The following is a 22,952-nucleotide window of genomic DNA, read 5'->3' as shown; positions in this document are numbered from 1 at the left end:
TTCTAACAATAGGTTTCCTTCCATATCATATTAAATAAGAAGCAGGTTAAATACGGAGGTGATTTTGATTAAGACTACTTTAATTTCTCATTTTTACAATGAAGAATATTTACTTCCATGGTGGTTAATGCACCATACAAAGCTATTTGATCATGGCATTCTTATTAATCGTGGATCCACTGATCGTTCAGTTGAAATCTGTAAAACATTCGCTCCTAATTGGGAAATACGAAACTCAAAATCACTCGAATTTGATGCTTATTTAGTTGATCAAGAAGTTATGGAAATTGAAAGAGAAATTCCAGGATGGAAAATGGTATTGAATACGACAGAATTCCTGTGCTGTTATAATAAAGAACAATTTTTTAAATCACTTAGCACTATGGGCGGCAATATGTTTTCAATAAGAATGATTATGATGATTGATGAACCGACTTATGGCTACACTAATCCAAGATATAGTTCTCCGCTTGTTAAACAACGTTATCACGGCATAATAATTCAACCTAATCCAAATCAACTATATCTTAACGGTAGATTAATTCACAATAATTCGCACGGGAACTATAGAGTCGGGAGACATGGTTCGCATTATCCTTATAGCATTTACATGGAACCTGCTTTTATTTTTAAATTTTTTTACAGTCCATGGAACGATCCAATGAAAAAACGAAAATTACAAATTGGGCCGACTCTTTCTCAACATAGTGTACGACGTGGATTAGGTTCTCATCACTTAACAACAATTGAAAAATTAGAAAAAAAAATACAAATACTATGCAACCTTAACTACGGATCTCCGGTTATTCCCAGAATACCAAATTATATTTCCTGATCTTTGTCCTTAATGTCATGAATATTTAGTTTCGACATCTATCCGTTTTTTATTAACATACCAACTCCAACTAATACTTTTCTCTAGTAGAAATCTGAGCTAGAACTCTTGCAGCACGCAAATTCCTCTTATTTAATCTCGTATCACTAGCCTATAATCTTTCATACCATTTCATTAAGCACTTGATGTTGGATCAGAAATAAAAAATGGTAATTCATTTGGAAAATTTTTAAATTCAGATTATATACCTTCTAAAACAAAGAATTCAAACAATAGAACCTAAACTAATGTTTTAAGTTATGGCTTTATTTTTTTATTATTCACTTTAAAATCTTTTTATAATAATATTGAAAAATACGGTATAATATAAATTACTGTGCTTTAGGAGGATTACAATGGCTGATAAGTATAAATTTTTCATTCTCATTATTACCGCATTTTTTTCATTCTTTTCTTTAATAAAAGATTTTCGCAACACTTCAAAAAGTTTCTTTTGGGGTAGTTTTATCATTCTTACAAGCTTCATGATACTATTAATACATGCTCTAGATTTAACTCAAATACTTTTTTATCCAAAGCAAATTGCGCTTGAATTTATTACAATACCACGGAAATTATTTTTACCATCTGTCACTGAGGCCGCCAGTCTCCCTCCAACACTAAGATAATAATTTGATTAAGAGCTCTTTCTAAAAGCGCTCTCTTTTTTTTACATAAACATACCATATACAAAATCCAACCTTAACCACTTAATTACTTATAAGAACCTAACTTATAAAACGCATAATAATTATACTTATTTACTAGTATACAAGCCGTATCTCTTAGTAGAAGCACAGCATATTATACGATACAGGACAAAACTTTCAAAACACTTGTCCGAGTTAATTTTCAAAAAGGGGTGAACATAAATGCCTATCGTTAAACCTTTTATAGCTGGAAGACGATTTGTAAGTACAGCCGCAACAGGAACTGCTGCTGGTGCAGATTTAACTTTTGCTAACACAGACTTCACTGATGACACTGGTGCTGTAACAACATTCCCTGCTTCTTATGCCTTTTTAACACTTTATATTAATGGTGTTATTCAAACAGGTGATACTATTACTGGTGTAACTACTACAGCTGCTACTATTGTAGGAGGAGCAGTCCTAGATGGAGGCACTCCTATCGCAATTGAATTTACTATAACGTAAATTTAGTTTTCTTTTTAGAGGTTTCATTGAAAGAAACCTCTAATTTTAAAAATTCACATCAATTTTAGTAGCAACTACATAATACAGTGCACATACTAGATAGAATGATAGAATTTTATACTCACTCTCAAAAAGAGCACTTATCTATAGCGATCTTTTATATAGCGCAATAATTTTTCGCCTATTTGCTCTTGGAGAACCGACTAAGCAGTTAGTTAAATTAGCTAACTGCTTTTTCCATATAGTATTTATTATTATTCATAGCTTTATCCGTAATAGTAATGCTTGTGCACTATCTACTATAAATTTTCATATATTGTATTATGCTTGTCCAAAATGTGAAGTTAATACTCACGAAATCTAAATACAAGAAAGGAGTGAAAATATGCGCTCATCCATTTGTAAATTCGCTAATTTTAATTGTGAAGCACAAGCACCTAGTTCACTACCTGCCCTAGGTTTTGCCTTCAATGCTACTTCACCTCAATTTGCAACATTATTTACACCACTACTATTACCTAGTACAGGCCCAAATCCTAACATTACTGTCCCTGTAATTAATGATACAATTAGTACTGGAACTGGTATTAAAATTCAGGTAGCTGGTATTTATCAAATTAGCTATACATTAACGATTAGCCTTGATAACGTTCCATTAGCCCCGGAAGCAGCTCGCTTTTTCTTGACATTAAATTCATCGACTAATATTATTGCAGGATCCGGATCCGCAGTCCGTTCTAATATTATTGGAACTGGTGAAGTCGATGTATCAAGTGGGGTCATTCTAATTAACTTAAACCCTGGTGATTTAATTCAAATTGTCCCCGTTGAAGTAATAGGTACAGTAGATATTCGTTCTGCAGCGTTAACAGTTGTGCAAATTCGTTAATAAAGTGAAACTTTAATCAGCCCTCACCTAACTTCTTTGCTTCCGCTGAATTTTAAGGTGGGGGTCTTACTGTCCGGCAAATAGCAGGATAAAAACAAAAGACTTAGCTAATTAACATTTATTGTTCCTTATACACAATATCTTTTTATAGATTTGACACACATTTATATTAAACAAGCATATTTTATTGTATGACTATATAGTCATACAAATCTAAAGCGTTCATAAAAGCACACTTATATGTGTGCTTTATTTTTAATTAAAACCTACAACATTCTCACACAATATCCATATATTATCTTGATTCCTCTCTAAATGTATGGTTTGTCTCAGAGCGCTTTTAACAGCGCTCTTTTTATTTAAACTCCGATTTTTAAAGTTCGATTTTATGATTTACGTTATTATACACATGCCACGCTACTTTTGAAACAAGGTATACATCCAAAGACTGTAAGTGAACACTTCAGTTATAAAGATATGTTCATAACATTAAATCGCTATTCACATGTTTTGCCTGGAATGCAGGTGGATGCTGTTAAAATATGTAGTGAAAGACCATTTGGATAGTAATATTTGTAAATATAAAAAATGCGGTTTCTCCTCTCAAGAGAAACCGCAACATATCAATGCTTTTACTATATTTTAAACTGACTCGTATACAAATCAAAATAAAACCCTCTATCTTCCATGAGAGATTCATGATTCCCTCTTTCTAAAATATTTCCATCTTTTATAACAAGAATTTGATCTGCTTTTTCAATTGTTTTAAGTCGATGAGCGATCACAAAACTTGTGCGACCTCTCATTAAATTATTTAGTCCTGCTTGTATTTGTAATTCTGTTCTTGTATCAATATTTGATGTCGCTTCATCGAGAATTAATATATCTGCATCTGCTAAAATTGCTCGTGCAATCGCTAGAAGTTGTTTTTGCCCTTGACTTAAATTCGATCCTTCTGAAGCAATTTCTGTTTCATATTGATTTGGCAAATGCTTAATAAAAGAATGTGCAGATGCTGCCTTAGCTGCAGTGATAACTTCTTCATCAGTAGCATCTAAGCGTCCATAACGGATATTATCCATAATCGAACCAGCAAATAAATACGTATCCTGTAAAACTACTCCTATTTTACTTCGTAAAGAATTAATATCATAATCTTTTATATCTTTTCCATCAATATGAATTTGTCCTTGCTGTATATCGTAAAAGCGAGTTAACAAATTAATGATTGTTGTTTTCCCTGATCCAGTCGGACCAACTAAAGCAATTGTCTCTCCTGGCTGCGCTTTAAGACTCACTTCTTTTAAAATCGTTTTATTTTCTGCGTAGCCAAATGAAACATTCTCAAGTGCAACATGCCCTTGTAAATTTTGTACAACGAATGCGTCTTTTTTATTTTGAATTTCTGGTACCTCATCCATAATTTCAAAAACACGTTCTCCACCAGCAACTGCCGCTTGAATTGTATTCATTAAAGTCGCAAATTGACTTAGCGGTCTTGAGAATTGACGAGAATAATTAATAAAAGCCGCAATAACTCCTACTGTTGTCATTCCGTTTAAGACCATAACTGATCCAGTCCCAATGACAAGGCCCATACCTAAATTATTAATAAAGTTCATACTTGGAAAAATAAAAGCTGAAAATGTATCAGCCTTCGTAGCTGAAACTCTTAGCTGTTCATTAATTTTATTGAAATTTTGTACAGTTTCTTTTTCTTTTCCGTACAACGTTGTAACATCCGCACCTGTAATTGCTTCCTCAATAAATCCATTTAATTCACCTAAATCTTTTTGACGCTTCGCAAAGTTTTTACCACTATATGCAACTAGTTTTTTTGTAACGTAAAACATAATAGGTACTGTAATTAAAGTTACAATTGCTAAAATCCAATTTAAGGCGAACATTGCAATCGTTACACCTATAAAAGTTAATGCTGATGAAATAATTTGTACAACGCTTTGTGTCAAAGCTTGATTCAAATTATCTATATCATTTGTCACACGGCTCATTAAATCACCTTGAGAACGCACATCAAAGAACCGTAAAGAAAGCGTTTGGATTTTCTCAAAAATATCTTGTCGTATTTTTTGAATTGTTTTTAATGCAACGTTAATCATGACAAACGTTTGTAACCATGTTAAAAGTACAGTTACACCATAAATCGCGATAAGTAACATACACATTCTTGCTGTACCACTTAAATCTTTCGGTACAATATATTGATCTATAATGACTCCCATAAAATAGGGACCTAATAATCCAAGTAATGTAGTAACAACGACTAGAAATATAACAAACATAAGAGCAGCTTTTTGATAGCCCATATAGTTCCATACCCGCATTACAGTTCCTTGAGCATTTTTAGCTTTTCCCATCTTTGGGGTGTTTCGTCCACCTTTATTAGCAAATTGCCCTTGAAAATTACGCATGTTCTTCCCCACCTTCTTTATCTAAATTACCACCTTGGGAAAGATAAATTTCCTGATAAACCTCACTTTGTTCTAACAATTGTTCATGTGTACCATTGCCAACTAATTCACCATTATCTAATACAAGTATTTTATCCGCATCCATTATGGAAGAAATTTTAGACGCAATTAATAAAGTTGTTGTGCCTTTATATTTTGTTTTTAAAGCTATTTGAATAGTAGCCTCTGATTTTGCATCAACTGCTGATGTAGAATCATCTAATATGAGAATCGGTGGCTTTCTCACAAGTGCCCTTGCAATTGATACACGTTGTTTTTGTCCACCTGATAGATTTGTCGCGCCTTGTGTTAAATTATATTGATAAGATTCTTCCAGCTTATTGATAAACTCAGTCGCACAAGCTGATGCAGCTGCTACTTCCAGCTCGTCATGTGTTGCATCTTCTTTACCATAACGTAAATTTTCTTCTATACTGCCTGAGAACAACAACGCCTTCTGAGGTACAAACCCTATTGAAGCACGGAGTTTTTGCAAATCATATTTTTTAACATCTATTCCATCTATACATATTTCACCATGATCCACATCATATAGACGTGGTAACAGTTTCGCTAAGGTAGATTTACCACTTCCAGTTGATCCAATAATCCCTACTTTTTCACCTTTTTGTATGCTAAACGAAATATCTTTTAAAACGTATTCATTATTTTTCGTATAGCTATAACTAACATTTTTAAATTCGATATTTCCTTCAATTTTCTCAGGTTCGATCGCATACGCTTCGCTTATAATATCAACCTCGGTATTTAACACTTGCTGTACACGATCCGCAGATGGAAAAGCTCGCGCAATTTGAATAAATACCATGCTAATCGACATAAGTGACATTAAAATGATATTCAAGTAATTAATAAATGCCAAAATCGCTCCTACTTGAAGCGTTCCATCGAATACTTTTTCTCCACCAATCCATAATGTTGCGACAATCCCGCCACTTACAACTAGCATAATGATTGGCATCATTAAAGAAATAAGTTGCACAGCTCGAATATTTATCTTCGTTAAATTTGTATTTACATTTCCAAATTGAGCGATTTCGTATTTTTGTCTTACATACGCTTTTATAACACGCACACCAGATAAATTTTCTTGTAGCTTTGTATTCACTTTGTCTAATGCCTCTTGCACCTTTTTAAATGTACCACTTGCTTTACTTGCAATTAAAATAATCGCAAGTAATAAAATCGGAACAACTACAAGTAATATTGGAAATAACTCTCGCGCTGTTACAAAAACAATAATTATACTTCCGATAAATAACAGTGGACCACGAACGAGAACACGTAATGTCATCGTCATTGCCGATTGAATGGAAGTGATATCATTTGTCACGATCGTTAATAATTTACCTGTTCCAAATGAGTCCCGATTATTACTAGAAAATGTTTCTATTTTCGCAAACACATCTTTTCGTATGTCTGTAGCGAAATTAACAGCTGCTTTTGTAGAATACATCATACACCCAAGCCCTCCAACTAAACCGAGTGCTGCTGCTCCTATCATAAGAAGCCCCATTTTTATTACATAATTTAAATCCCGATTTGCAATCCCAACATCAATGATATGTTGCATAATAGTCGGTTGAATTAAGTCCATCGCAACCTCAAGTACCATAAATAGCGGCCCAATAATAGCGAAGAACATGTATGGTTTTAAATACTGTAATAACTTACGAAATGATTTCATACATAATCTCCTTTTCCCATGAAATTACCACTGAATAATTCATATCCCTCCTTATTTAAGCTATATATTTTGTAATTTCTTTATTACTTCTATTATATTATGTAAATTAATATTTAACATTATTAAATGATAAGTATTAATGACTTTGTAGTCAATAAATGTGCTTTATATTATATAAATACAAAAACCGTATTCTTAATGAAAAGAATACGGTTTTTCATCTATATTTCTTCAATTGTAAAATGTAAAAACTCAGTCTCAAATCCCTTATTTTTAGAAGGACTACACGTGTAAAAACCTATTTTAACAGGCTCCTTCCCTATATCCTCCATTAAATGAGCGATTCTTATTTGTTCCCATTGATGGCCCTTTTTCACATATATTGTGTAATCACCGCTTTTTCGAATAATTCGAAAACGAAGTTGTTGCTTAGCTGCTTCAGTTGGATAATTTTGCGTTGACCAGTCAGAATATCCATTATTCGTTACGACAGCACCTAAGTGAGATGGCCCTTCAGGGATATATTCTAAAGATGTTTTTAGCCAACAGTTCTCCGAAATCATAACAAAAAGACCTGCTTGATCGAATTTTGAATTTGGATTCATACGTAACTGAACTTCAGCTTGAAAGTCTGTCATCATCTCATTATAAAATACATGACCATTCATTACTTCAAAACCATAATGTGTTTTAAGCCAAAAATCAGTTTCTGCTTTCGAACGGACAATAAACGCATGATTATCATTAATTTTATAGTATTCAGGTACATTCATTATAGTGAGTTGCTCAATATGTTCTGGTATATACGATATATTCATAGCTCCTCCATAATAAAGCATTTATATAGACATTTAAAACTCCGCTAATACTGGGAATTTATAACCTTTAAAATCTAACTCTTTATCACTTCGAACCATTAAATACTTGCTAGACTGTACTTCTGTAAACTGTACATCCTCAACCCCTAATTGATCCGGAGAAAAATAAAATTCGATTTCCGTAAACCTTTCATTGATTTCTCCACATAATTCATCTAAAACCGGAAGTACTGGCGCAAATACTCCAAATAATTTCAACTTTTCATTTTCTACTTCATAAACGATTAGAGCATCTAGTTTCTCTGAATAATACAATTTCTCATTCCATTCCGAATCATACATATTCAAATAAAATGAAGGATGGAAGTTTAAAGTTGAAAAACTATTTGAAAGTCTTTGGCTACTATCAATAGTTTCATGTATTAACTGTCTATTCTCTATATTATAGTAATCTAACTTTTTAAGTAGTGAATCGTTATTATTAATATTTTTATCATATGGTATAGTCATCAAATATTCCTGCACAACTTTAAATCCAAATGCTGTATATAGTTCAGGGTTTTCCGTAAACAATAATGCACATTCACATTTCTTATCGATTTCTTCTATCATTTTATCCATTAATTGTGTCATTAACCCTTGTCTACGGAAATTAGGGTGTGTCATTACTGATTGAATACCCGCCGCATTTATTTTTTCACCATTAATTAATAATGGGAGTGAAAATGCCGCAACATTTGCAATCACTTTATCTTCTTGTAAAAACGATAAAGCTTTATATGTATCATCCCAATATCCTTTATCCGAAAAATCATTCAATGTTTGAGTTTTAATTCCAAACACTTCTTCAAATAAAGGAAATAACTGCTCTCTTTTCGGTTCTTCTATTAGAATACTTGCCAATTTTTCAACATTCCCCATGTTGTACCTCCAAATGTTAAATTCCATTAAATTAGATATACTTATATGACCTACTCTTAAAAATAGAGGTCTTACCAATCAATATACTATCATAAAACATAAAAAAAAAGTCTAATTAATTTTATGTTTTGACTATTTGAAAATAAGTCGAATAAAACAGTATTAAGATTTCTGGATATTAATTAGTTTATTATATAAAAATAGCGCTTTCTAATTAGCTTTTACTAATAGAAATACACTATTTATAATAAAATATTTTTATTCTTTTATCCCTTCAAGTCTTTCCTTCGTATTAATTTCTTCTCCACTTATACGCTTTTCAAAAGACTTTCTCCAACTACTTGAAAGTGCATTTACTTCTAATATTCTTTTTACCCCTTCAATATTTTGTTTTTCCTTATGCATGATACGATTAGCAAACGCTATTGAAACACCTTTCGGATCAGACTGTAGACTTTTTAATGTATCGACTGATGATACCCATCCTTCTTTTAATACACGAAAATAAAATCCTGTATATCCTGTTTCTTGAAAATATAGTGGTAACTTTGGAATATTATATTTTTTTGCTAATTTAAAACAAGGTTGCCTTGGTTGTGTTACCTGTACGATTGCCTCTCCGAGCTCAAACGTATCACCAATACAAACATCCTCTTCGCGCATACCACTAACTGTTATATTTTCTCCGAAAGCCCCATATACAAGATCTTGATTCAATTCTTTTTCCCAGTATGGATAGTGATCACCAGTATAAACACAAACTGCTTTATCTACTCCTCCATGATGAACTAAGTCCGCCTGTCCATCTCCATTAAATTTTACAAAGGATAAATATACCGGTTCCTTTACTTGTTTCTTATTTATGCCTGTATGAATTACTTTTCCGCCGTATATAACCTCTTTTGGTAATCCTATATTTAAAGATAATAATTGATATTCATTAGCCATTCTATTTCCTCCTTTAAAGGTGTTACATGTATTTTCTCTCGATTAATTTTTACAACCCTCTCTGTTACATAAAGATGATTATAAAACCTCTAAAATCATTGTTCAATTCAATTATTTATATAATAATGATAGGTATAACCTATCATTATACTTGAGGTGATTCCAATCGAATTACGACAACTTGAATACTTTTTAGCTGTTTCAAAAGAATTACATTTCACAAAAGCAGCTGAAAAATTAAATATTTCACAGCCTTCACTAAGTCAACAAATACGTGCATTAGAGCATGAAGTAGGAATGCCACTTTTCGATCGAATTGGTAAAAAAATATCATTAACTGAAGCAGGGAAGATTTTATTATCACATAGTAAAACCATTTTTCATGAAGTCGAACAAGCTCGTTCAGCTATTCAAGACCTAAACGGATTACAGCAAGGTTCCTTAACAATAGGGGCTTTGTTAACCGTCGTAAATTATTTACTACCAACAGCTATTTTAAATTTTAATAATTTATATCCTAATATAGAGCTTTCTGTATTAGGGCTTCGTACAGGAGATATTCGTGAAAAATTATTACAAAACGAACTAGATATTGGAATTACATTTCTCCCGGTGCAAGATAAAGAGATTATCTCCATCCCTCTATACAAAAGCAATCTTACATTGGTCGTGCCCACTGGTCATCGATTAGCTGAACGTAATCATGTATCTATTGCTGAATTACAGAACTACCCTTTAATTCTTTTACCTAAAAATTTCTTTTTAACCGAACTAATTACATCTCATTGTCAAAAGTTAAACTTTAAACCAAGGCCAATTTTAGAAATTAGTACGATGGAATCTTTAATCCAAATGGTTTCCAAAGGAATGGGAATTACAGTGTTACCCAAACCATATATAGACTTTTTACAAAATAAAAACATTCAAGCTATTAAAATAGAAAACCCTACTCCAATAATTGAAATAGGGCTAATTTATAGAAAAGATAAATATATGTGTGCTGCAACTCGAGAATTTATTGAGCAACTAAAAATCACAGTACGTTCTTTCCAAAACTAAACAAAAGAGATTATCCTATGAAACCGTTTCACAACAATTTAGTAGAATAATCTCTTTTCAAAACAAAGTAAACATTATATTTAACTCTTATAAACTTTAATGTACCTTTTTAGATATTGGAATATATTTAGTAAAATATGCACCAACTAGCAATAATACAATTGAAAATAGCCAAGTAAAAGCACCGCCAAAATGAAACCAATATGCAAACATATTTAAGATTGCAAGTGAAAAGAAGCAAATAGAAGTTACCGCACTTTTCAATCCTTTTATCCCAGACTTTTTTCTCTTTTGATAAGCAATATACATCGCAATGACAAGAAAAAAGATAAGAACAAATGGTAACGTAACTTTTAGTATTGATAATCCCTCCAGTATAAATGCACTCTTTACATCACCATCTTATCCCATTTATCTTTTAGGTATCAATTCATTCTTATCTTCCTTCCAAAAGTCAGTATAAGTTTTATTTTTAAAGTTCACGTTCACCTCAGAAAACGGCATACTTCCTCCAACTTTCAATGAATACCAGTCGTTTAAAAGTGGTGATCCGAAACAAATCTTCATTGTACGATCATGTAAATCGAATAATACAGAATGTAAAGTTCCAAACCATTCTTCATAGTTATGCACAGTAAGTCCAGCAGGATATTCTTCTTCTACTAACTTTTTTAAAGACTCTATGCTTACTTGTTCACATCTATTTAAATGCTCATGTAAAAGGTGATATCTCTTTGTTGATTGTTCTAATTTCCTATTATTTAATTTCTGAATTGATGAACTAACTGCATGGTTTGTTGATACAATAAAAGCTTGTTTTTCACCATCAATCGTTATTGTGGATTTATGACCGTCAAATATTTCAATATATGCTGCATTTAAAGGATCAGCTATTATTAAATTAATATTACTAGCAATTGGGATTTCTTCTATTAGTAACTTAGCTTCCTGCACATTTTTACATTTCTCCAACAACAATCGAATTATCGCAAAACATTGTAAACCACTCACCATTGGCTTTCTTAAACCTGCAATATTTCCTACTGGTTGACCACATGATGAAAATGTAACAGCTAATCCATGCTCGTTTATCCCTTCCGTTCGGCCAAAATATTGAGTAGAAAAGCCACTATGTGCATACGCACCTTCAACATGAGTTGAACAAAAACGCATATCATCTATTACTGGTGACAAATCATAATTCCTTAATACATATGTGTGCTCTAAATCGGTCTTTTTAGGTAATACTGCACAATGACTACAACCTGCTTTCAATAGTGTTTGATAGTAATACATCATATTTTTTGAAGGGATTTTTAACACTTCACAAAACCCCTCAATTTCTTCATTTATGCCTGGACAATGTTTGTTTAGTATATTTCTCGATTCTGTCCAATGGTTATTAGATATTACATTTTCTTCGTGTATAAATTGCGGGATGAGATACGGATTTTGTTTCACGAATTCCCCTTGTTGCTTTCCAATCTCATAATAACTTCCTTTTAATGATGAAAAATACCCCTTTACTTGATACATCAAACTCCCCCTCACATTGGATATATCCATATCGTACCAAATGAATTTCATTCATCCTTGATGTTTTTTACTATCTTTCTTTAACACCATCCCATTTTAATATCTCCACTAATAATTATTTACTAGACAATTAAAGTTTTGTTAATATTGCTGTAATAGCTTTATTTCAAAATAAAGTAGTTTGGATATCAAATGAGCAAAATACTTTGTTAAACCCACTTATAAGCAATCATCTAATTCATGAAATCAAAAAACTTATTTATCAAAATAAAAGGAGAATTTATGTATGAGTAGTTGCAAACCAATTGATAAATTAACTATTGAGGACCTAAAACAAAACCCCATTTGGGAATGGGCAATACATGAAGAGGAAAACGAAGAACATGACGAAACATGGGTAAAACCAGCGGCAACTACTAATTTTACAGAAGAATTAAACGGTTCAATCGTACTAGGCGAATTATTCTTACATAATGGTAAAAAATTCCCTATGATGTGTGAAATTGATATTGAAGGTGACGAGGCCGTAATTCGTTCTGTTGTTTATTATAAGGAAGCAAAAAATGAGTATATTGCTATAGAAGATATTGTGAAAACGGTCGAAATGCCGTTATCGATTATTATTAATCTTACAATTCATGCAGAATCCAAAACCTTACGCTTCACTGCACATAAAGTAGATATTTATAAAAATTCAATAACGACTAATTTTAATTAAAGTCGGCCGAAATAAAGAAAACAATTATGAAATACAAACTGGGGAGTCATTAACGATTCCCCAGTTTTTTAAACTATATTAAAGTATCCCCTTTTCCACTAAAGTCTCTGCGATTTGAACTGAATTCCAAGCCGCACCTTTTAATAGGTTATCGGAAACAATCCAGAGGTGGAATCCGTTTGGCGTATCAGGATCTTTACGTATTCTTCCGACAAATGTATCTATTTTCCCTTCTGCATATAATGGCATTGGATACAGCTGTTCACTAGGGTTATCCTGCAAAATAACACCTGGTGCATCCATTAGTATTCCCTTGATTTCCGCAACGCTTGCTTCTTTTTCCAGTTCTATATAAACCGATTCTGAATGCCCCGATACAACTGGAACACGTACACAAGTAGCTGCCATTTTCAAGTTTTCATCTTCTAATATTTTCTTCGTTTCTTGAATCATTTTGACTTCTTCAAAAGTAAAATCATTGTCTGTAAATATATCTACTTGAGGCAGTACATTAAATGCTATTGGATAATGTTTTTTATCTTTTTTCACCGGTAATATATCACTCTTCACTTCTTCACCTGCAAGTATAGACTTAGCCTGCTCTTGTAATTCATGAATCGCATGAATGCCAGAACCCGATACAGCTTGATATGTTGAAACGATAATTCTTTCTAAACCAAATGATTTTCGAATCGGCTGAAGTGCTGTTACCATCTGTAATGCTGAACAATTTGGAACTGCAATGATACCTTTATGCTGTTTTAAAGTGTGCGCATTCACTTCCGGAACAACGAGCGGTACACCTTGTGCCATTCGGTACTCACTTGTGTTATCAATTACAATCGCACCACTAGAAACTGCATGAGTTACAAATTGTCTAGATACTTCTCCCCCAGCGCTAAAAAAGGCAATATTTACACCTTCAAAGCTAGTTGTTTTTGCCTCTTGTATAATTATCTCTCGTCCTTTGAATCTTACTTTCTTACCAGCGGATCGTTTTGACGAAAGCAATGTAACTTCAACTATATTAAACTTCATTTCATTCTCTAACAGTTCAATAATTTTTTGCCCTACCGCACCTGTAGCCCCAACAACAGCTACATGATAGCCCTTTTTGATCATCTTTTCTCCTCCAATATCACCTGAATGAATATTTCTACAATTTCATTTTATACAGAATTTAATCATTTGGAAAATTAAAATACATGATATAATCATTCACAAATCATGATAATAAAAGAGGGATCGCTTATGGAAATGAGACATGTTAAAACATTTTGCGCCATTGTGAAGTATGGTAATTTTTCTAAAGCTGCGCACGCGCTAGGTTATGCGCAATCTACTGTTACAGCACATATGAAAGCTTTAGAGAACGATTTACATATTCCTCTTTTCGATCGGTTAGGGAAAAAAGTGCTACTTACAAAAGCAGGTCATCAATTTCATCCTTATGCATTAGAATTACTTTCAATATATGAAAAAGCGCAAGAAATCCCCCAAAATACAGATTATTTAGAAGGTACATTAAGTATTACATCTAATGAATCATTAGCGGTATACCGATTACCACAATTATTACGTACTTACAAACAGAAAAATCCGAAAGTAAATATCGTACTTGAAACAAACACAAATGAACAAGCATTACAAAAATTACGTGAAGGAGAAACAGACGTTGTCTTCATAATTGGAGAAAGTATAGAACATAATGATTTTATTACGCGTACTTTTAGTAATGAAACATTTGGATGGATTTTACCACCTTATTCCGCTGCACATACAAATCCATTCCAGTTATTACAGGAAACTCAGTTCATTTTTACAGAACAAAGTTGCGGCTATAGGACAATGGTAGATCGTTTTTTACGTCAAAGCGGAAATATTCCAGCTAAAACATTTGAAACTTCCAATGTTGAAGTCATTAAACAATCCGTCATGTGTGAGTTAGGCATTTCAATTCTTCCTTATATCGTTGTACAGGAAAGTTGTCAAAAAGAACAACTATGTTTTCAGCCTATCGAAACTCCATCCGTTATTCAAAGTCATGTAATCTATCATAAATCCAGATGGATTTCCCCGGTGTTACAGTCGTTTCTTTCCTTACTTGAACGAGATTAAGATATTAAGAAGTACATATAAAAAGAGTAATTGCCTAATAAGCAATTACTCTCTTACATTAATTAGTATATTATTTATTAGTCTGTCCGCCACCTGCAATTAATTTACTCCCTGAATATGTACCTTTGTTCATAAACACTTGATTAATTAATTCTTTTTGCTCAGCTTCCGACATTACTCCTTTTCCTTCTCCTAAATTCCCACTTTGTAATTTCCAAATCTTATTGTGATCCCCATCAACCTTTTCATATTTCCCTTGTTTCCATCGTTCTAAAATTTCTACATATGTACTTCCCTGTACAAGATCATTACTCTTTACAATATCAATTAAGCTTTCAATCCGCTCTTGTGTAATAAAAATATAACCCCACTTTTGATCAGCTTTCGCTTTTTGATGTGCCATTTCATGTAATGCTGTCTGTATGTTCTCATCTGTCCATTTAAAATTTTTATTAAAACCACTATTCGGCAATGAATAATTGCCATTTTCTAAAAGCTTTGCATCTTCTGCTTTTACGTTACTATCAGCTAGTACTTCTACTGCTGGAGCAGCTGGTGATGCCTTTTTCGCAGCTGGTTTACTATTATTTAAATAATGCAGCATACCATATGTTAAACCTACTCCGATTACCGCCATACCAGCTAGAATACCGATTATTTTAAATAGTGTTTTCATCGCGCTTGTTTCCTCCCAAATATCTCTGTTCTGACTACCTAATTATTTTTTATATAAAAACTGTTACTTCATTTAAAATATCGCATCCCATCCCCTATCATATTATTTATATATACTTTCTCATATTGTATTTCTTTTTCTTTAAAATTGAAAGATTATTCTGTTAAATATTGAAAGTATTCTACAAATTTTTCCTTTATATTTATAAAAAAGCAAAAAAAAACAACGAGCGCGTTCTACAACACTCGTTGTTTTTACTTTATGCACGATTTTCTTTTAACCACTTCGTAATAGCATCTAACCTCGAAACATCAAAACGTCTTTCTTCACACACGTTCAAATTTTTTGAGTTTCTCACTATTTCTAATTCATTATTTCTTACACTTTTCGCCTCAATTAATTTACAATACCCATCTGTAACAGTATTTAAATTTTCATAATAACGCTGAAACGATTTTGATATATGTAAATGTTTTTCAAAGTTTCTCCTTCTTTTCGTTTCATCATATACTTTCCGCTTTCTAAGTTCTTCATCGTTCGTATATAAATAAAAATATTGATCCGGAAAACCAATTTCCCTATTTAACATCTTTTCTTTATAAAAATTTTCTATTAAAGATAATGGCTGATTAAATATATCAAAATGAAAACACCAATTATAACTAAGTGGCTGAAATATATCACCATCGAGTATTACGAATTCATATTGCTCTGACTTCTGAACAGCTATATTCCAGCGCTCAACTTGTTTTTCAAAATACCATGTTCTATGTTCATTTTTTGGCCTTTCAAATAAAGAATTCACTTCAGGTATTATATAAGCACCATAATTCTTTTCTAATTCACGGCACGTGGTACTTTTACCAACAGCGCTTGCTCCCTCAAATGCTATTATCCCCATAGTTTCTCCCTCTTTCATTAACTAAAATTTCGTTGTTTCACTTTTCTTCCCCATAACTTTCTCCATAAAACAATTGAAGCAATAGCGAGCATGATTGTTGTAATGATACTACCTTCAATTCCAAACGTGCCTCCATGAAGGAATACGGGGCCATTTGTTGCAGGTTTAAATAACGGCGTTGAATATATGGTCATCCCGCTAACTGCAAAACCGTAGACGTTATATTGTGCCCAATTCCAAATGGAATGCCATGCGCAAATCCCCCACAGACTACTGTCTTTTAAAACGTAAAAAGCTGCAAATACACCAACTAATATTATATTCGATATTGAAAGAATTGTAATACCTGGATTAAGTAAATGAAGAAAACCAAATAAGAAAGACGTCACAACAATCCCAACCCATATACGACTTCTAACAGAAAGAACCGGGAATAACCAACCTCGTACAATAATTTCTTCTGTTGCCCCTTGTATTAAAAATGCGACTAAAGAACCTACAATACCCAATATAGCGGTTACTGTAATTTTTTGTATTTGTAATGTTACAACTCCTGCTAATAGGAGTAAAATTACTGGTATTGAAATGAAAACAAATCCTATTAATGCACCTCTCAAATATTTTCTTATCCATTGATTCCCCCAAAAACCAATGGATGAAAATGATCTTTTCTCTACAAATCTAATCCATAAAAACACAAAAAATATTGCGCCGCCAAACGTTAATATCATCTCAATGTCGCTATAAATCGCCTTCATAAAAGTTGTTTCTGCTTTCGGTAAAATCAGCATAAACAACATAAATAATTCACCTAAAGTTAAAAATATAATCGCGAGTATGACAGCAAAAACAGGATGAACTTTTCTTCTTCCCTCTTTTGCTGCTTCAATTATTTTAAATTGTTTATTTTGCAATATTCTATCCTCCTAATTATGGTACTCATCAGCAATATTAAAATAATATTTAGCCTTTTATTTAAACTTATTTTTTCATATAAATGATTTTTGTTTGGAATAAATTCAAATTAGGAATAATATATAAATAAAAGAGATGCCTTTGTGCCTTTACTATTATCACCCAGATTAGTCAGTGGTATTACCAGCACTTGCTATTTCCCACCATTTGTTGTAAGATAGTAATTAAGGTCAATTTAACACTATATTTTCTTTGCATATTATCAAGTATCAATCAGGGACATTTTGTACTCCTTATGGGTTTTTGATAATATGTGAACTTTTATTTTCATTCAAATAAGGCCGATCATATTGTAATTTTTCTACTTTTAGGAGGCATTACCATGACATTAACAGGTAAAGTAAAATGGTTTAACAGCGAAAAAGGTTTCGGTTTCATCGAAGTTGCAGACGGTAACGACGTATTCGTTCACTTCTCAGCTATCACTGGCGACGGCTTCAAGTCTCTTGACGAAGGTCAAGAAGTTAGCTTCGAAGTTGAAGAAGGTAACCGCGGACCTCAAGCTAAAAACGTTGTAAAGCTATAATTCAAACAATAAAAAGGTTGTTACCAGCAAGGTTAACAACCTTTTTAATATATAACTAAAATTTTTTACATAAAAGGAGTGGTTACATGTATCGCAATCGAAAGAACGATGTAGCAGAAGTACCACCAGAACAAACCCCTGTTTGGGAATGTGAATCAGAGGATTGTTTAGGATGGATGAGAAAGAACTTTTCATTTGAAGAAGAGCCTAAATGCCCTTTATGTAAAAGTAGCATGAAAAGCGGAGAACGTTTATTACCTAAATTAGGTTAATTTATAATAAAAAAAACCTCTTTTAATTAAGAGGTTTTTTTTATTATAAATTTATGTCCTCAATATCAGTTCGCACTATAGAATACAATAATGCATCGTGTTGCTTATTTCCTTGATGAATATATCCGCGCAATAGACCTTCTTTTTGAAAGCCGATTTTAGATAACATTCTACAAGAAGTAACATTTTCAGGATATGTAATAGCTCCAATTCTAAACAAACCCAAATCTTTAAACCCATAATCAATAATTTCTCGAGCCGCTTCTGACGCATAACCATTTCCCCAATAACGAGGATGCAGGTCATATCCAATCTCAGATCGTTTACTCCATAATTGTAAATTGTTTAGTCCAATTGTTCCTATTAAAACGTTCGTTTCTTTTAACACAATTCCCCATCGTATTGCCTTTTTCTCAAAGTAATTTTTCGAAAAAGATTCGATCATACGTGAAGCTTGTCCAAACTCCGTAAAAGAATTCATACCGTAATAACACGTTACTTCATCCAATGAAAAGATTTCATATATTTTTTGACAATAAGATTGTTCTATTTCAACTAAACGTAAGCGTTCTGTTTCTAATATAGGAAATGCCATAGGATCACTCCTTTCTCTCTACTCATTCATTATATCAGAAAAAATATTTATAATTACTAAAGTCCTTATTGTTCCATAAATCAAACATTTCTAATGACGCATTCCCTCTTTATTCTATATACACGAATTGGATACCTTCTGATTACTACTCAAACATTACGCTATAATTTCCATAAATCGAATTTCAAATTATCAAGAACTGTAAAAAAATTGTTTCTTCATTTTCTCCTTCCAAACAACCACCCTACCCCATACATTTATGGTAAAATATAGTTAATATATTATTTTATTGTGGAGGTGTAAATTTCCTATGTATATATTCATCGGCTTATCCCTCTTACTCATATTACTTATTTTTTTATTCGCAAAAAAATTCACACCAAACTCTTTCATGATGACTAACTTTAAAGGCAATAGCTTTAAGACATTTTCAATCGGTATTTTAATCGCTGCCATACTCTCACTTTCATATGGAACTTATCATGCAGTAACATATCAACCTAGTTATTTAGATATTAAATTAAAAAATCAAAACTACACTGTTTTCGGTAATGTAGGCGAATTCGGTTATTTCTCCGAAGAATTATTAAAAAAAGATACAGAAGTTCAACTATATTTCGTCTCTTGGAAAAAAATGCAGTTAAAAAATCCGGTAATACTTATAGAATATCCTTCAGGAAAACAAGAAACATGGAAGCCAAATATCGTATTAATACCGATAAGTAAATTACAAGAAAAACATGATATAAAAGATATTTATCAACTATCACCGTATTCATTTAAAGAATCTGGAGAAATAACATTAACAATAAAAGAAAACAATGTAAAAAACAATAAAATTTCCATTCAAATAAAATAAATAAAAACTGTTCCTTCATTTTGCTGAAGGAACAGTTTTTATTTATTCTACAGTATTATTTATTTAATGTAGCCATTATTTCATTGGCAATATTCTTTCCATTTCCAATACACGCACCAATTCCAACACCGTAATATGAGGCACCAGCTAAATATACATTTGGATAAAGATTTGTCATTTTTTCTTGCAATGCTTGAACCGCTTGATTATGTTCTAAATGATATTTCGGCATTAAATCTTTCCAATTTGTAACTTCAACTACTTCTGGTTCACCTTTAATTCCGAGACTCTTTTCAATATCATATAAAGCTACTCGTACTAATTCTTCTTCACTGTAATCCTTGATTGTTTCATATACCGGATTGGTACTCTTATAAAACATTCTAACTAATAATTTTTGTTTACCCGATGTATGTTTCCACTTTCGACTTGTCCATGTACAAGCATCACAATGTAAATCACTGTTTTCCGTTACAATAAACCCCGTACCGTCAGCTGGTAGTTGTTCATCTAGTATGTCAAATCCTAAATAAATACTAATAAGAGATGAGTTTTTAAATGTATTAAACTGCTCATTTAACTCATTAGACTGTAATAAAGTTTGCGCTATATCATGTGGAGCTGCTAAAACAACATAATCTGCTTGTATTGTTTCATGATTTGCAAAAGAAATCTCATATCGATCTTCTTGTTTACTTACAGCCGTCGTTATAGCACCTTTTTTTACGACAGTTTCAGTCAGCACTTCTTCTAAGCGATTAATTATCGTAGATAGTCCACCTTTAAATGATACGAATTTTTTATTTCCTGCTGATTGAAATTGTTTTTTATTCTCTTCAAAACCTTTAATAATACTTCCATACTTATTTTTATAATCCAGTAAATACGGTAATGTAGATGCCATTGTAAGCTCATTCAATTTACCAGAATATACGCCTGAAAGCACAGGAGCAATTTGTCTTTCCACTAACTCTTTCCCTAAAAAGCTTTCTAAAAATAGAGCAAGTGATGTATCTTTCGTAAACTCTTTATTTTTCGTTATGAAATCTTTTAAAGCTACGATTTTCCCCTTCGTTGAGACTAGCGTACTGCTAAACAACGACCGGGCACTCATCGGTATCCCAAATATAGTATCAGAAGGAATTGGATGTAACATGTTTTCAGAATATATGTAAGAAATACCCGTTTCATTATATACCATTTCATTTTCTAAATTTAAATCTTTTACAAGTGGCATAACGTGTTCATTACGAGCAACGATTGAATCCGCCCCTGACTCCATAATGAAATCCTTTTCTTCCACACTATGGATTTTACCACCTAAATACTCTTCTTTCTCAATAAGAATTAAATTTAAATCGATATTATAATCCTTTTTTAATTTTTCTAAATAAAACATAGTAGAAAGTCCCGTTATACCTCCACCGATAACAACAACTGTTTTCATATGTGCTGCGCTCCTAACCGATACAATTAATAATTCCTTTTTATTATAACCAAAAGTCCTTATATTCGACTAGCAAGTTGCGCATTCTGTAAGAAATTAGACAATATATTTTAATATATTTTCAAATTACCTAATAAAAAAGAACTATAACATTTACAAACCCCGTCATAGTTCTCTTTATTTTAAAAACATAAAGTAATTGATTAATTTGTCTAGTTCTTGACTCAATGCCAATACTTTTTCATGTTGAATTCCATAATCCGATACTAAATATAAAAGTTCTTCTTTTTTTATTTCAATTACTTTTTCCAATTTCGCTAGTTCCATGTCGTTTTACATCTCTCCAAAAATAAAATGTATGTATTTCAGTATAGCCTACTTACATAATTAGTAAAAGTAAAATACGCATGTAAAATCTTACATATTTGAAAAAATAATATACTACTAACAAAAAAGAAACTAGATTAAACTTCCTTTTACAGATCATTAACGTTCATTAAGAATTAATAACATAACGGAATTTTTCTAATGTGATATCTTTATAATTTGGAGCTCTCTGTATATGATTAAAATAACTATATGAGAATTTAAATACATGACCAAAATCCCAATCGAATTCACTATAGTCTTTTATCCAAAATATATTTTCAGTTGGTAAAATATTTGCACGTTTAGATTGAATTAAAGGTAATCGATCTATAGGTGAGTGTAAAGTTATTTCCGTATTCAGCTTGAGCTTTTGGCTAGCTCTTAGTACGTATACTAGTTTTAACAGCGGACGTATCCCTCGTTGAAATATATCTATATGTCCTAAATCGTACATTATATTAATTGCGTGGGAGTATGTAAGCAAATGCCCAATTAAATCATGATGTGATTCCGCTCGATAAATACTATTAAATTTCGATAACTCATTTAAAATGAACTGAGATACTTGTGTTGGATTACTCAATTCACTTTGTATCTCATCTTCAAAACTTAATTGTTTTACTTCTTTCGTCGTATAACCAATCCACGATCTACCTGGAATTGTTTTTCGAAATGATAAAATAAGAGTAGTAATCCCTTCAATTGCTTGATTATCACCCCATTTTTGTAGCTCTTTCATAGCTAATAAACTCAATGACGCATAAATGACGTTATGCCCCACCCAATGAAGCTCATCAATCGTTTGTTCTAAAGATTTTATAATCATATTCTCCGCAATTTGAAAATTCATTTCTTTTTTATCATCAATCATCTCACCAATTTTTTTCTTGTTCAGCATCATCCTTGTTTGCGAACACATATTACGAGCTGTTTCTTCATCAATATTATTATCTTTCATAAAAAAATAACTAGCAATTGCAGCTACTCCAAAATGTGCATGCCAAATATCATTTGTTTCTTTTTTACATTGAGAAATAATTGAAAGGCCGCCTTTTAAAATACTTTTGTTTTCCATTTTCTATCTCCCCTAATAAAGTGAAACTTTAATCAGTGGG

Annotated in this window: 24 protein-coding genes and 1 pseudogene; 10 read left to right on the top strand and 15 right to left on the bottom strand. The window is 32.0% G+C overall.

The features are described 5' to 3' along the window. Positions 1 to 64: 64 nt before the first annotated feature. From ATL10_RS05985 to exsF, 4 genes and pseudogenes are all read left to right on the top strand, one after another. A pseudogene (locus ATL10_RS05985) lies at positions 65 to 848 on the top strand (glycosyltransferase family 2 protein). Between the two features lie 382 nt (positions 849 to 1,230). Continuing rightward, positions 1,231 to 1,503: a hypothetical protein gene (locus ATL10_RS05980; RefSeq protein WP_100910277.1), complete on the top strand. Its 273-nt coding sequence runs from the start codon at positions 1,231 to 1,233 to the stop codon at positions 1,501 to 1,503. Positions 1,504 to 1,746: 243 nt separating this feature from the next. After that, positions 1,747 to 2,031 (top strand): DUF4183 domain-containing protein, encoded by a 285-nt coding sequence (locus ATL10_RS05975; RefSeq protein WP_001123247.1) that lies wholly within the window; start codon positions 1,747 to 1,749, stop codon positions 2,029 to 2,031. A 385-nt stretch (positions 2,032 to 2,416) separates the two neighbouring features. Further along, entirely contained in the window at positions 2,417 to 2,920 is a 504-nt protein-coding gene (gene exsF / locus ATL10_RS05970) for an exosporium protein ExsF (RefSeq protein WP_090976548.1), read from the top strand. A gap of 635 nt (positions 2,921 to 3,555) precedes the next feature. Here exsF and ATL10_RS05960 read toward each other — a convergent pair. From ATL10_RS05960 to ATL10_RS05940, 5 genes are all read right to left on the bottom strand, one after another. After that, positions 3,556 to 5,352 carry an ABC transporter ATP-binding protein gene (locus ATL10_RS05960; protein WP_016081661.1) on the bottom strand — a complete coding sequence of 599 codons (1,797 nt, stop codon included), beginning with the start codon at positions 5,350 to 5,352 and terminating at the stop codon, positions 3,556 to 3,558. Beyond that, positions 5,345 to 7,099 (bottom strand): ABC transporter ATP-binding protein, encoded by a 1,755-nt coding sequence (locus ATL10_RS05955; RefSeq protein ID WP_053564518.1) that lies wholly within the window; start codon positions 7,097 to 7,099, stop codon positions 5,345 to 5,347. Before ATL10_RS05955 ends, ATL10_RS05960 begins: the two co-directional genes overlap by 8 nt. Before the next feature lie 221 nt (positions 7,100 to 7,320). Beyond that, complete coding sequence (locus tag ATL10_RS05950) at positions 7,321 to 7,917, bottom strand: DUF1349 domain-containing protein (protein WP_090976545.1); 597 nt, start codon at positions 7,915 to 7,917, stop codon at positions 7,321 to 7,323. A 33-nt stretch (positions 7,918 to 7,950) separates the two neighbouring features. Continuing rightward, positions 7,951 to 8,838 carry a GNAT family N-acetyltransferase gene (locus ATL10_RS05945; protein ID WP_090976543.1) on the bottom strand — a complete coding sequence of 296 codons (888 nt, stop codon included), beginning with the start codon at positions 8,836 to 8,838 and terminating at the stop codon, positions 7,951 to 7,953. 258 nt (positions 8,839 to 9,096) lie between these two features. After that, positions 9,097 to 9,786: an MOSC domain-containing protein gene (locus tag ATL10_RS05940; protein ID WP_001262982.1), complete on the bottom strand. Its 690-nt coding sequence runs from the start codon at positions 9,784 to 9,786 to the stop codon at positions 9,097 to 9,099. 156 nt (positions 9,787 to 9,942) lie between these two features. Between ATL10_RS05940 and ATL10_RS05935 the strand changes: the two genes are divergently transcribed. Continuing rightward, positions 9,943 to 10,845, top strand: coding sequence for a LysR family transcriptional regulator (locus ATL10_RS05935; RefSeq protein ID WP_053564520.1), 903 nt, complete (start codon positions 9,943 to 9,945; stop codon positions 10,843 to 10,845). A gap of 96 nt (positions 10,846 to 10,941) precedes the next feature. Here the strand turns inward: ATL10_RS05935 and ATL10_RS05930 are convergent, their stop codons facing one another. Both ATL10_RS05930 and ATL10_RS05925 read right to left on the bottom strand, forming a co-directional pair. Continuing rightward, positions 10,942 to 11,205 carry a hypothetical protein gene (locus tag ATL10_RS05930; protein ID WP_140155603.1) on the bottom strand — a complete coding sequence of 88 codons (264 nt, stop codon included), beginning with the start codon at positions 11,203 to 11,205 and terminating at the stop codon, positions 10,942 to 10,944. Between the two features lie 51 nt (positions 11,206 to 11,256). Further along, positions 11,257 to 12,381, bottom strand: coding sequence for a C45 family autoproteolytic acyltransferase/hydrolase (locus tag ATL10_RS05925; RefSeq protein ID WP_142669936.1), 1,125 nt, complete (start codon positions 12,379 to 12,381; stop codon positions 11,257 to 11,259). A gap of 286 nt (positions 12,382 to 12,667) precedes the next feature. On the opposite strand from ATL10_RS05925, the gene ATL10_RS05920 reads away from it, so the two are divergent. After that, positions 12,668 to 13,099 carry a hypothetical protein gene (locus tag ATL10_RS05920; protein WP_098284435.1) on the top strand — a complete coding sequence of 144 codons (432 nt, stop codon included), beginning with the start codon at positions 12,668 to 12,670 and terminating at the stop codon, positions 13,097 to 13,099. A gap of 78 nt (positions 13,100 to 13,177) precedes the next feature. On the opposite strand, the gene ATL10_RS05915 is transcribed toward ATL10_RS05920, so the two are convergent. Beyond that, entirely contained in the window at positions 13,178 to 14,221 is a 1,044-nt protein-coding gene (locus ATL10_RS05915) for an aspartate-semialdehyde dehydrogenase (protein ID WP_098284434.1), read from the bottom strand. Between the two features lie 129 nt (positions 14,222 to 14,350). Between ATL10_RS05915 and ATL10_RS05910 the strand changes: the two genes are divergently transcribed. After that, the gene (locus ATL10_RS05910) at positions 14,351 to 15,217 is read left to right on the top strand and encodes a LysR family transcriptional regulator (protein ID WP_090976533.1); all 867 of its coding nucleotides are present in this window, start codon (positions 14,351 to 14,353) and stop codon (positions 15,215 to 15,217) included. Between the two features lie 70 nt (positions 15,218 to 15,287). On the opposite strand, the gene ATL10_RS05905 is transcribed toward ATL10_RS05910, so the two are convergent. From ATL10_RS05905 to ATL10_RS05895, 3 genes are all read right to left on the bottom strand, one after another. Next, the gene (locus ATL10_RS05905; protein WP_053564524.1) at positions 15,288 to 15,893 is read right to left on the bottom strand and encodes a PRK06770 family protein; all 606 of its coding nucleotides are present in this window, start codon (positions 15,891 to 15,893) and stop codon (positions 15,288 to 15,290) included. Positions 15,894 to 16,152: 259 nt separating this feature from the next. Next, positions 16,153 to 16,812 (bottom strand): DEAD/DEAH box helicase family protein, encoded by a 660-nt coding sequence (locus ATL10_RS05900; protein ID WP_141553440.1) that lies wholly within the window; start codon positions 16,810 to 16,812, stop codon positions 16,153 to 16,155. Continuing rightward, positions 16,812 to 17,708 carry a CPBP family intramembrane glutamic endopeptidase gene (locus ATL10_RS05895; RefSeq protein WP_090976529.1) on the bottom strand — a complete coding sequence of 299 codons (897 nt, stop codon included), beginning with the start codon at positions 17,706 to 17,708 and terminating at the stop codon, positions 16,812 to 16,814. The genes ATL10_RS05900 and ATL10_RS05895 overlap by 1 nt, the downstream gene beginning before the upstream one ends. Before the next feature lie 383 nt (positions 17,709 to 18,091). Here ATL10_RS05895 and cspD point away from each other — a divergent pair, with 383 nt between their 5' ends. Together cspD and ATL10_RS05885 are read left to right on the top strand one after the other, a co-directional pair. Then, complete coding sequence (gene cspD / locus ATL10_RS05890; RefSeq protein WP_000176366.1) at positions 18,092 to 18,295, top strand: cold-shock protein CspD; 204 nt, start codon at positions 18,092 to 18,094, stop codon at positions 18,293 to 18,295. An 86-nt stretch (positions 18,296 to 18,381) separates the two neighbouring features. Next, entirely contained in the window at positions 18,382 to 18,567 is a 186-nt protein-coding gene (locus tag ATL10_RS05885) for a cold-shock protein (RefSeq protein ID WP_000286203.1), read from the top strand. A 43-nt stretch (positions 18,568 to 18,610) separates the two neighbouring features. On the opposite strand, the gene ATL10_RS05880 is transcribed toward ATL10_RS05885, so the two are convergent. Beyond that, a complete protein-coding gene (locus ATL10_RS05880) occupies positions 18,611 to 19,162 on the bottom strand; it encodes a GNAT family N-acetyltransferase (RefSeq protein WP_000885398.1) in 552 nt (183 codons plus the stop codon). 310 nt (positions 19,163 to 19,472) lie between these two features. On the opposite strand from ATL10_RS05880, the gene ATL10_RS05875 reads away from it, so the two are divergent. Continuing rightward, complete coding sequence (locus ATL10_RS05875; RefSeq protein ID WP_000275232.1) at positions 19,473 to 20,021, top strand: hypothetical protein; 549 nt, start codon at positions 19,473 to 19,475, stop codon at positions 20,019 to 20,021. 55 nt (positions 20,022 to 20,076) lie between these two features. Here ATL10_RS05875 and ATL10_RS05870 read toward each other — a convergent pair whose 3' ends face one another. The 3 genes from ATL10_RS05870 to ATL10_RS05860 form a co-directional block, all read right to left on the bottom strand. Then, on the bottom strand, positions 20,077 to 21,468 hold the full coding sequence (locus ATL10_RS05870; RefSeq protein WP_061661081.1) for a protoporphyrinogen oxidase: 1,392 nt from the start codon (positions 21,466 to 21,468) through the stop codon (positions 20,077 to 20,079). 177 nt (positions 21,469 to 21,645) lie between these two features. Further along, positions 21,646 to 21,795 (bottom strand): aspartyl-phosphate phosphatase Spo0E family protein, encoded by a 150-nt coding sequence (locus ATL10_RS05865; protein WP_000417698.1) that lies wholly within the window; start codon positions 21,793 to 21,795, stop codon positions 21,646 to 21,648. A 169-nt stretch (positions 21,796 to 21,964) separates the two neighbouring features. Then, positions 21,965 to 22,912 carry a hypothetical protein gene (locus tag ATL10_RS05860; protein WP_100910279.1) on the bottom strand — a complete coding sequence of 316 codons (948 nt, stop codon included), beginning with the start codon at positions 22,910 to 22,912 and terminating at the stop codon, positions 21,965 to 21,967. Positions 22,913 to 22,952: the final 40 nt, after the last annotated feature.

Source organism: Bacillus sp. 196mf (assembly GCF_003217275.1).
GTDB classification, from domain to species: domain Bacteria; phylum Bacillota; class Bacilli; order Bacillales; family Bacillaceae_G; genus Bacillus_A; species Bacillus_A thuringiensis_S.
The sequence above is the reverse complement of the archived record's forward strand: the minus strand, read 5'-3'. Positions and strand labels throughout refer to the sequence as shown.

What these genes read in the sequence shown, in the direction of transcription:
- ATL10_RS05980 (WP_100910277.1), top strand. Translation starts at nt 1,231, where the DNA reads ATGGCTGATAAGTATAAATTTTTCATTCTCATTATTACCGCATTTTTT.
- ATL10_RS05975 (WP_001123247.1), top strand. Translation starts at nt 1,747, where the DNA reads ATGCCTATCGTTAAACCTTTTATAGCTGGAAGACGATTTGTAAGTACA.
- exsF (WP_090976548.1), top strand. Translation starts at nt 2,417, where the DNA reads ATGCGCTCATCCATTTGTAAATTCGCTAATTTTAATTGTGAAGCACAA.
- ATL10_RS05960 (WP_016081661.1), bottom strand. Translation starts at nt 5,352, where the DNA reads ATGCGTAATTTTCAAGGGCAATTTGCTAATAAAGGTGGACGAAACACC.
- ATL10_RS05955 (WP_053564518.1), bottom strand. Translation starts at nt 7,099, where the DNA reads ATGAAATCATTTCGTAAGTTATTACAGTATTTAAAACCATACATGTTC.
- ATL10_RS05950 (WP_090976545.1), bottom strand. Translation starts at nt 7,917, where the DNA reads ATGAATATATCGTATATACCAGAACATATTGAGCAACTCACTATAATG.
- ATL10_RS05945 (WP_090976543.1), bottom strand. Translation starts at nt 8,838, where the DNA reads ATGGGGAATGTTGAAAAATTGGCAAGTATTCTAATAGAAGAACCGAAA.
- ATL10_RS05940 (WP_001262982.1), bottom strand. Translation starts at nt 9,786, where the DNA reads ATGGCTAATGAATATCAATTATTATCTTTAAATATAGGATTACCAAAA.
- ATL10_RS05925 (WP_142669936.1), bottom strand. Translation starts at nt 12,381, where the DNA reads ATGTATCAAGTAAAGGGGTATTTTTCATCATTAAAAGGAAGTTATTAT.
- ATL10_RS05920 (WP_098284435.1), top strand. Translation starts at nt 12,668, where the DNA reads ATGAGTAGTTGCAAACCAATTGATAAATTAACTATTGAGGACCTAAAA.
- ATL10_RS05915 (WP_098284434.1), bottom strand. Translation starts at nt 14,221, where the DNA reads ATGATCAAAAAGGGCTATCATGTAGCTGTTGTTGGGGCTACAGGTGCG.
- ATL10_RS05910 (WP_090976533.1), top strand. Translation starts at nt 14,351, where the DNA reads ATGGAAATGAGACATGTTAAAACATTTTGCGCCATTGTGAAGTATGGT.
- ATL10_RS05905 (WP_053564524.1), bottom strand. Translation starts at nt 15,893, where the DNA reads ATGAAAACACTATTTAAAATAATCGGTATTCTAGCTGGTATGGCGGTA.
- ATL10_RS05900 (WP_141553440.1), bottom strand. Translation starts at nt 16,812, where the DNA reads ATGAAAGAGGGAGAAACTATGGGGATAATAGCATTTGAGGGAGCAAGC.
- cspD (WP_000176366.1), top strand. Translation starts at nt 18,092, where the DNA reads ATGACATTAACAGGTAAAGTAAAATGGTTTAACAGCGAAAAAGGTTTC.
- ATL10_RS05885 (WP_000286203.1), top strand. Translation starts at nt 18,382, where the DNA reads ATGTATCGCAATCGAAAGAACGATGTAGCAGAAGTACCACCAGAACAA.
- ATL10_RS05880 (WP_000885398.1), bottom strand. Translation starts at nt 19,162, where the DNA reads ATGGCATTTCCTATATTAGAAACAGAACGCTTACGTTTAGTTGAAATA.
- ATL10_RS05875 (WP_000275232.1), top strand. Translation starts at nt 19,473, where the DNA reads ATGTATATATTCATCGGCTTATCCCTCTTACTCATATTACTTATTTTT.
- ATL10_RS05870 (WP_061661081.1), bottom strand. Translation starts at nt 21,468, where the DNA reads ATGAAAACAGTTGTTGTTATCGGTGGAGGTATAACGGGACTTTCTACT.
- ATL10_RS05865 (WP_000417698.1), bottom strand. Translation starts at nt 21,795, where the DNA reads ATGGAACTAGCGAAATTGGAAAAAGTAATTGAAATAAAAAAAGAAGAA.
- ATL10_RS05860 (WP_100910279.1), bottom strand. Translation starts at nt 22,912, where the DNA reads ATGGAAAACAAAAGTATTTTAAAAGGCGGCCTTTCAATTATTTCTCAA.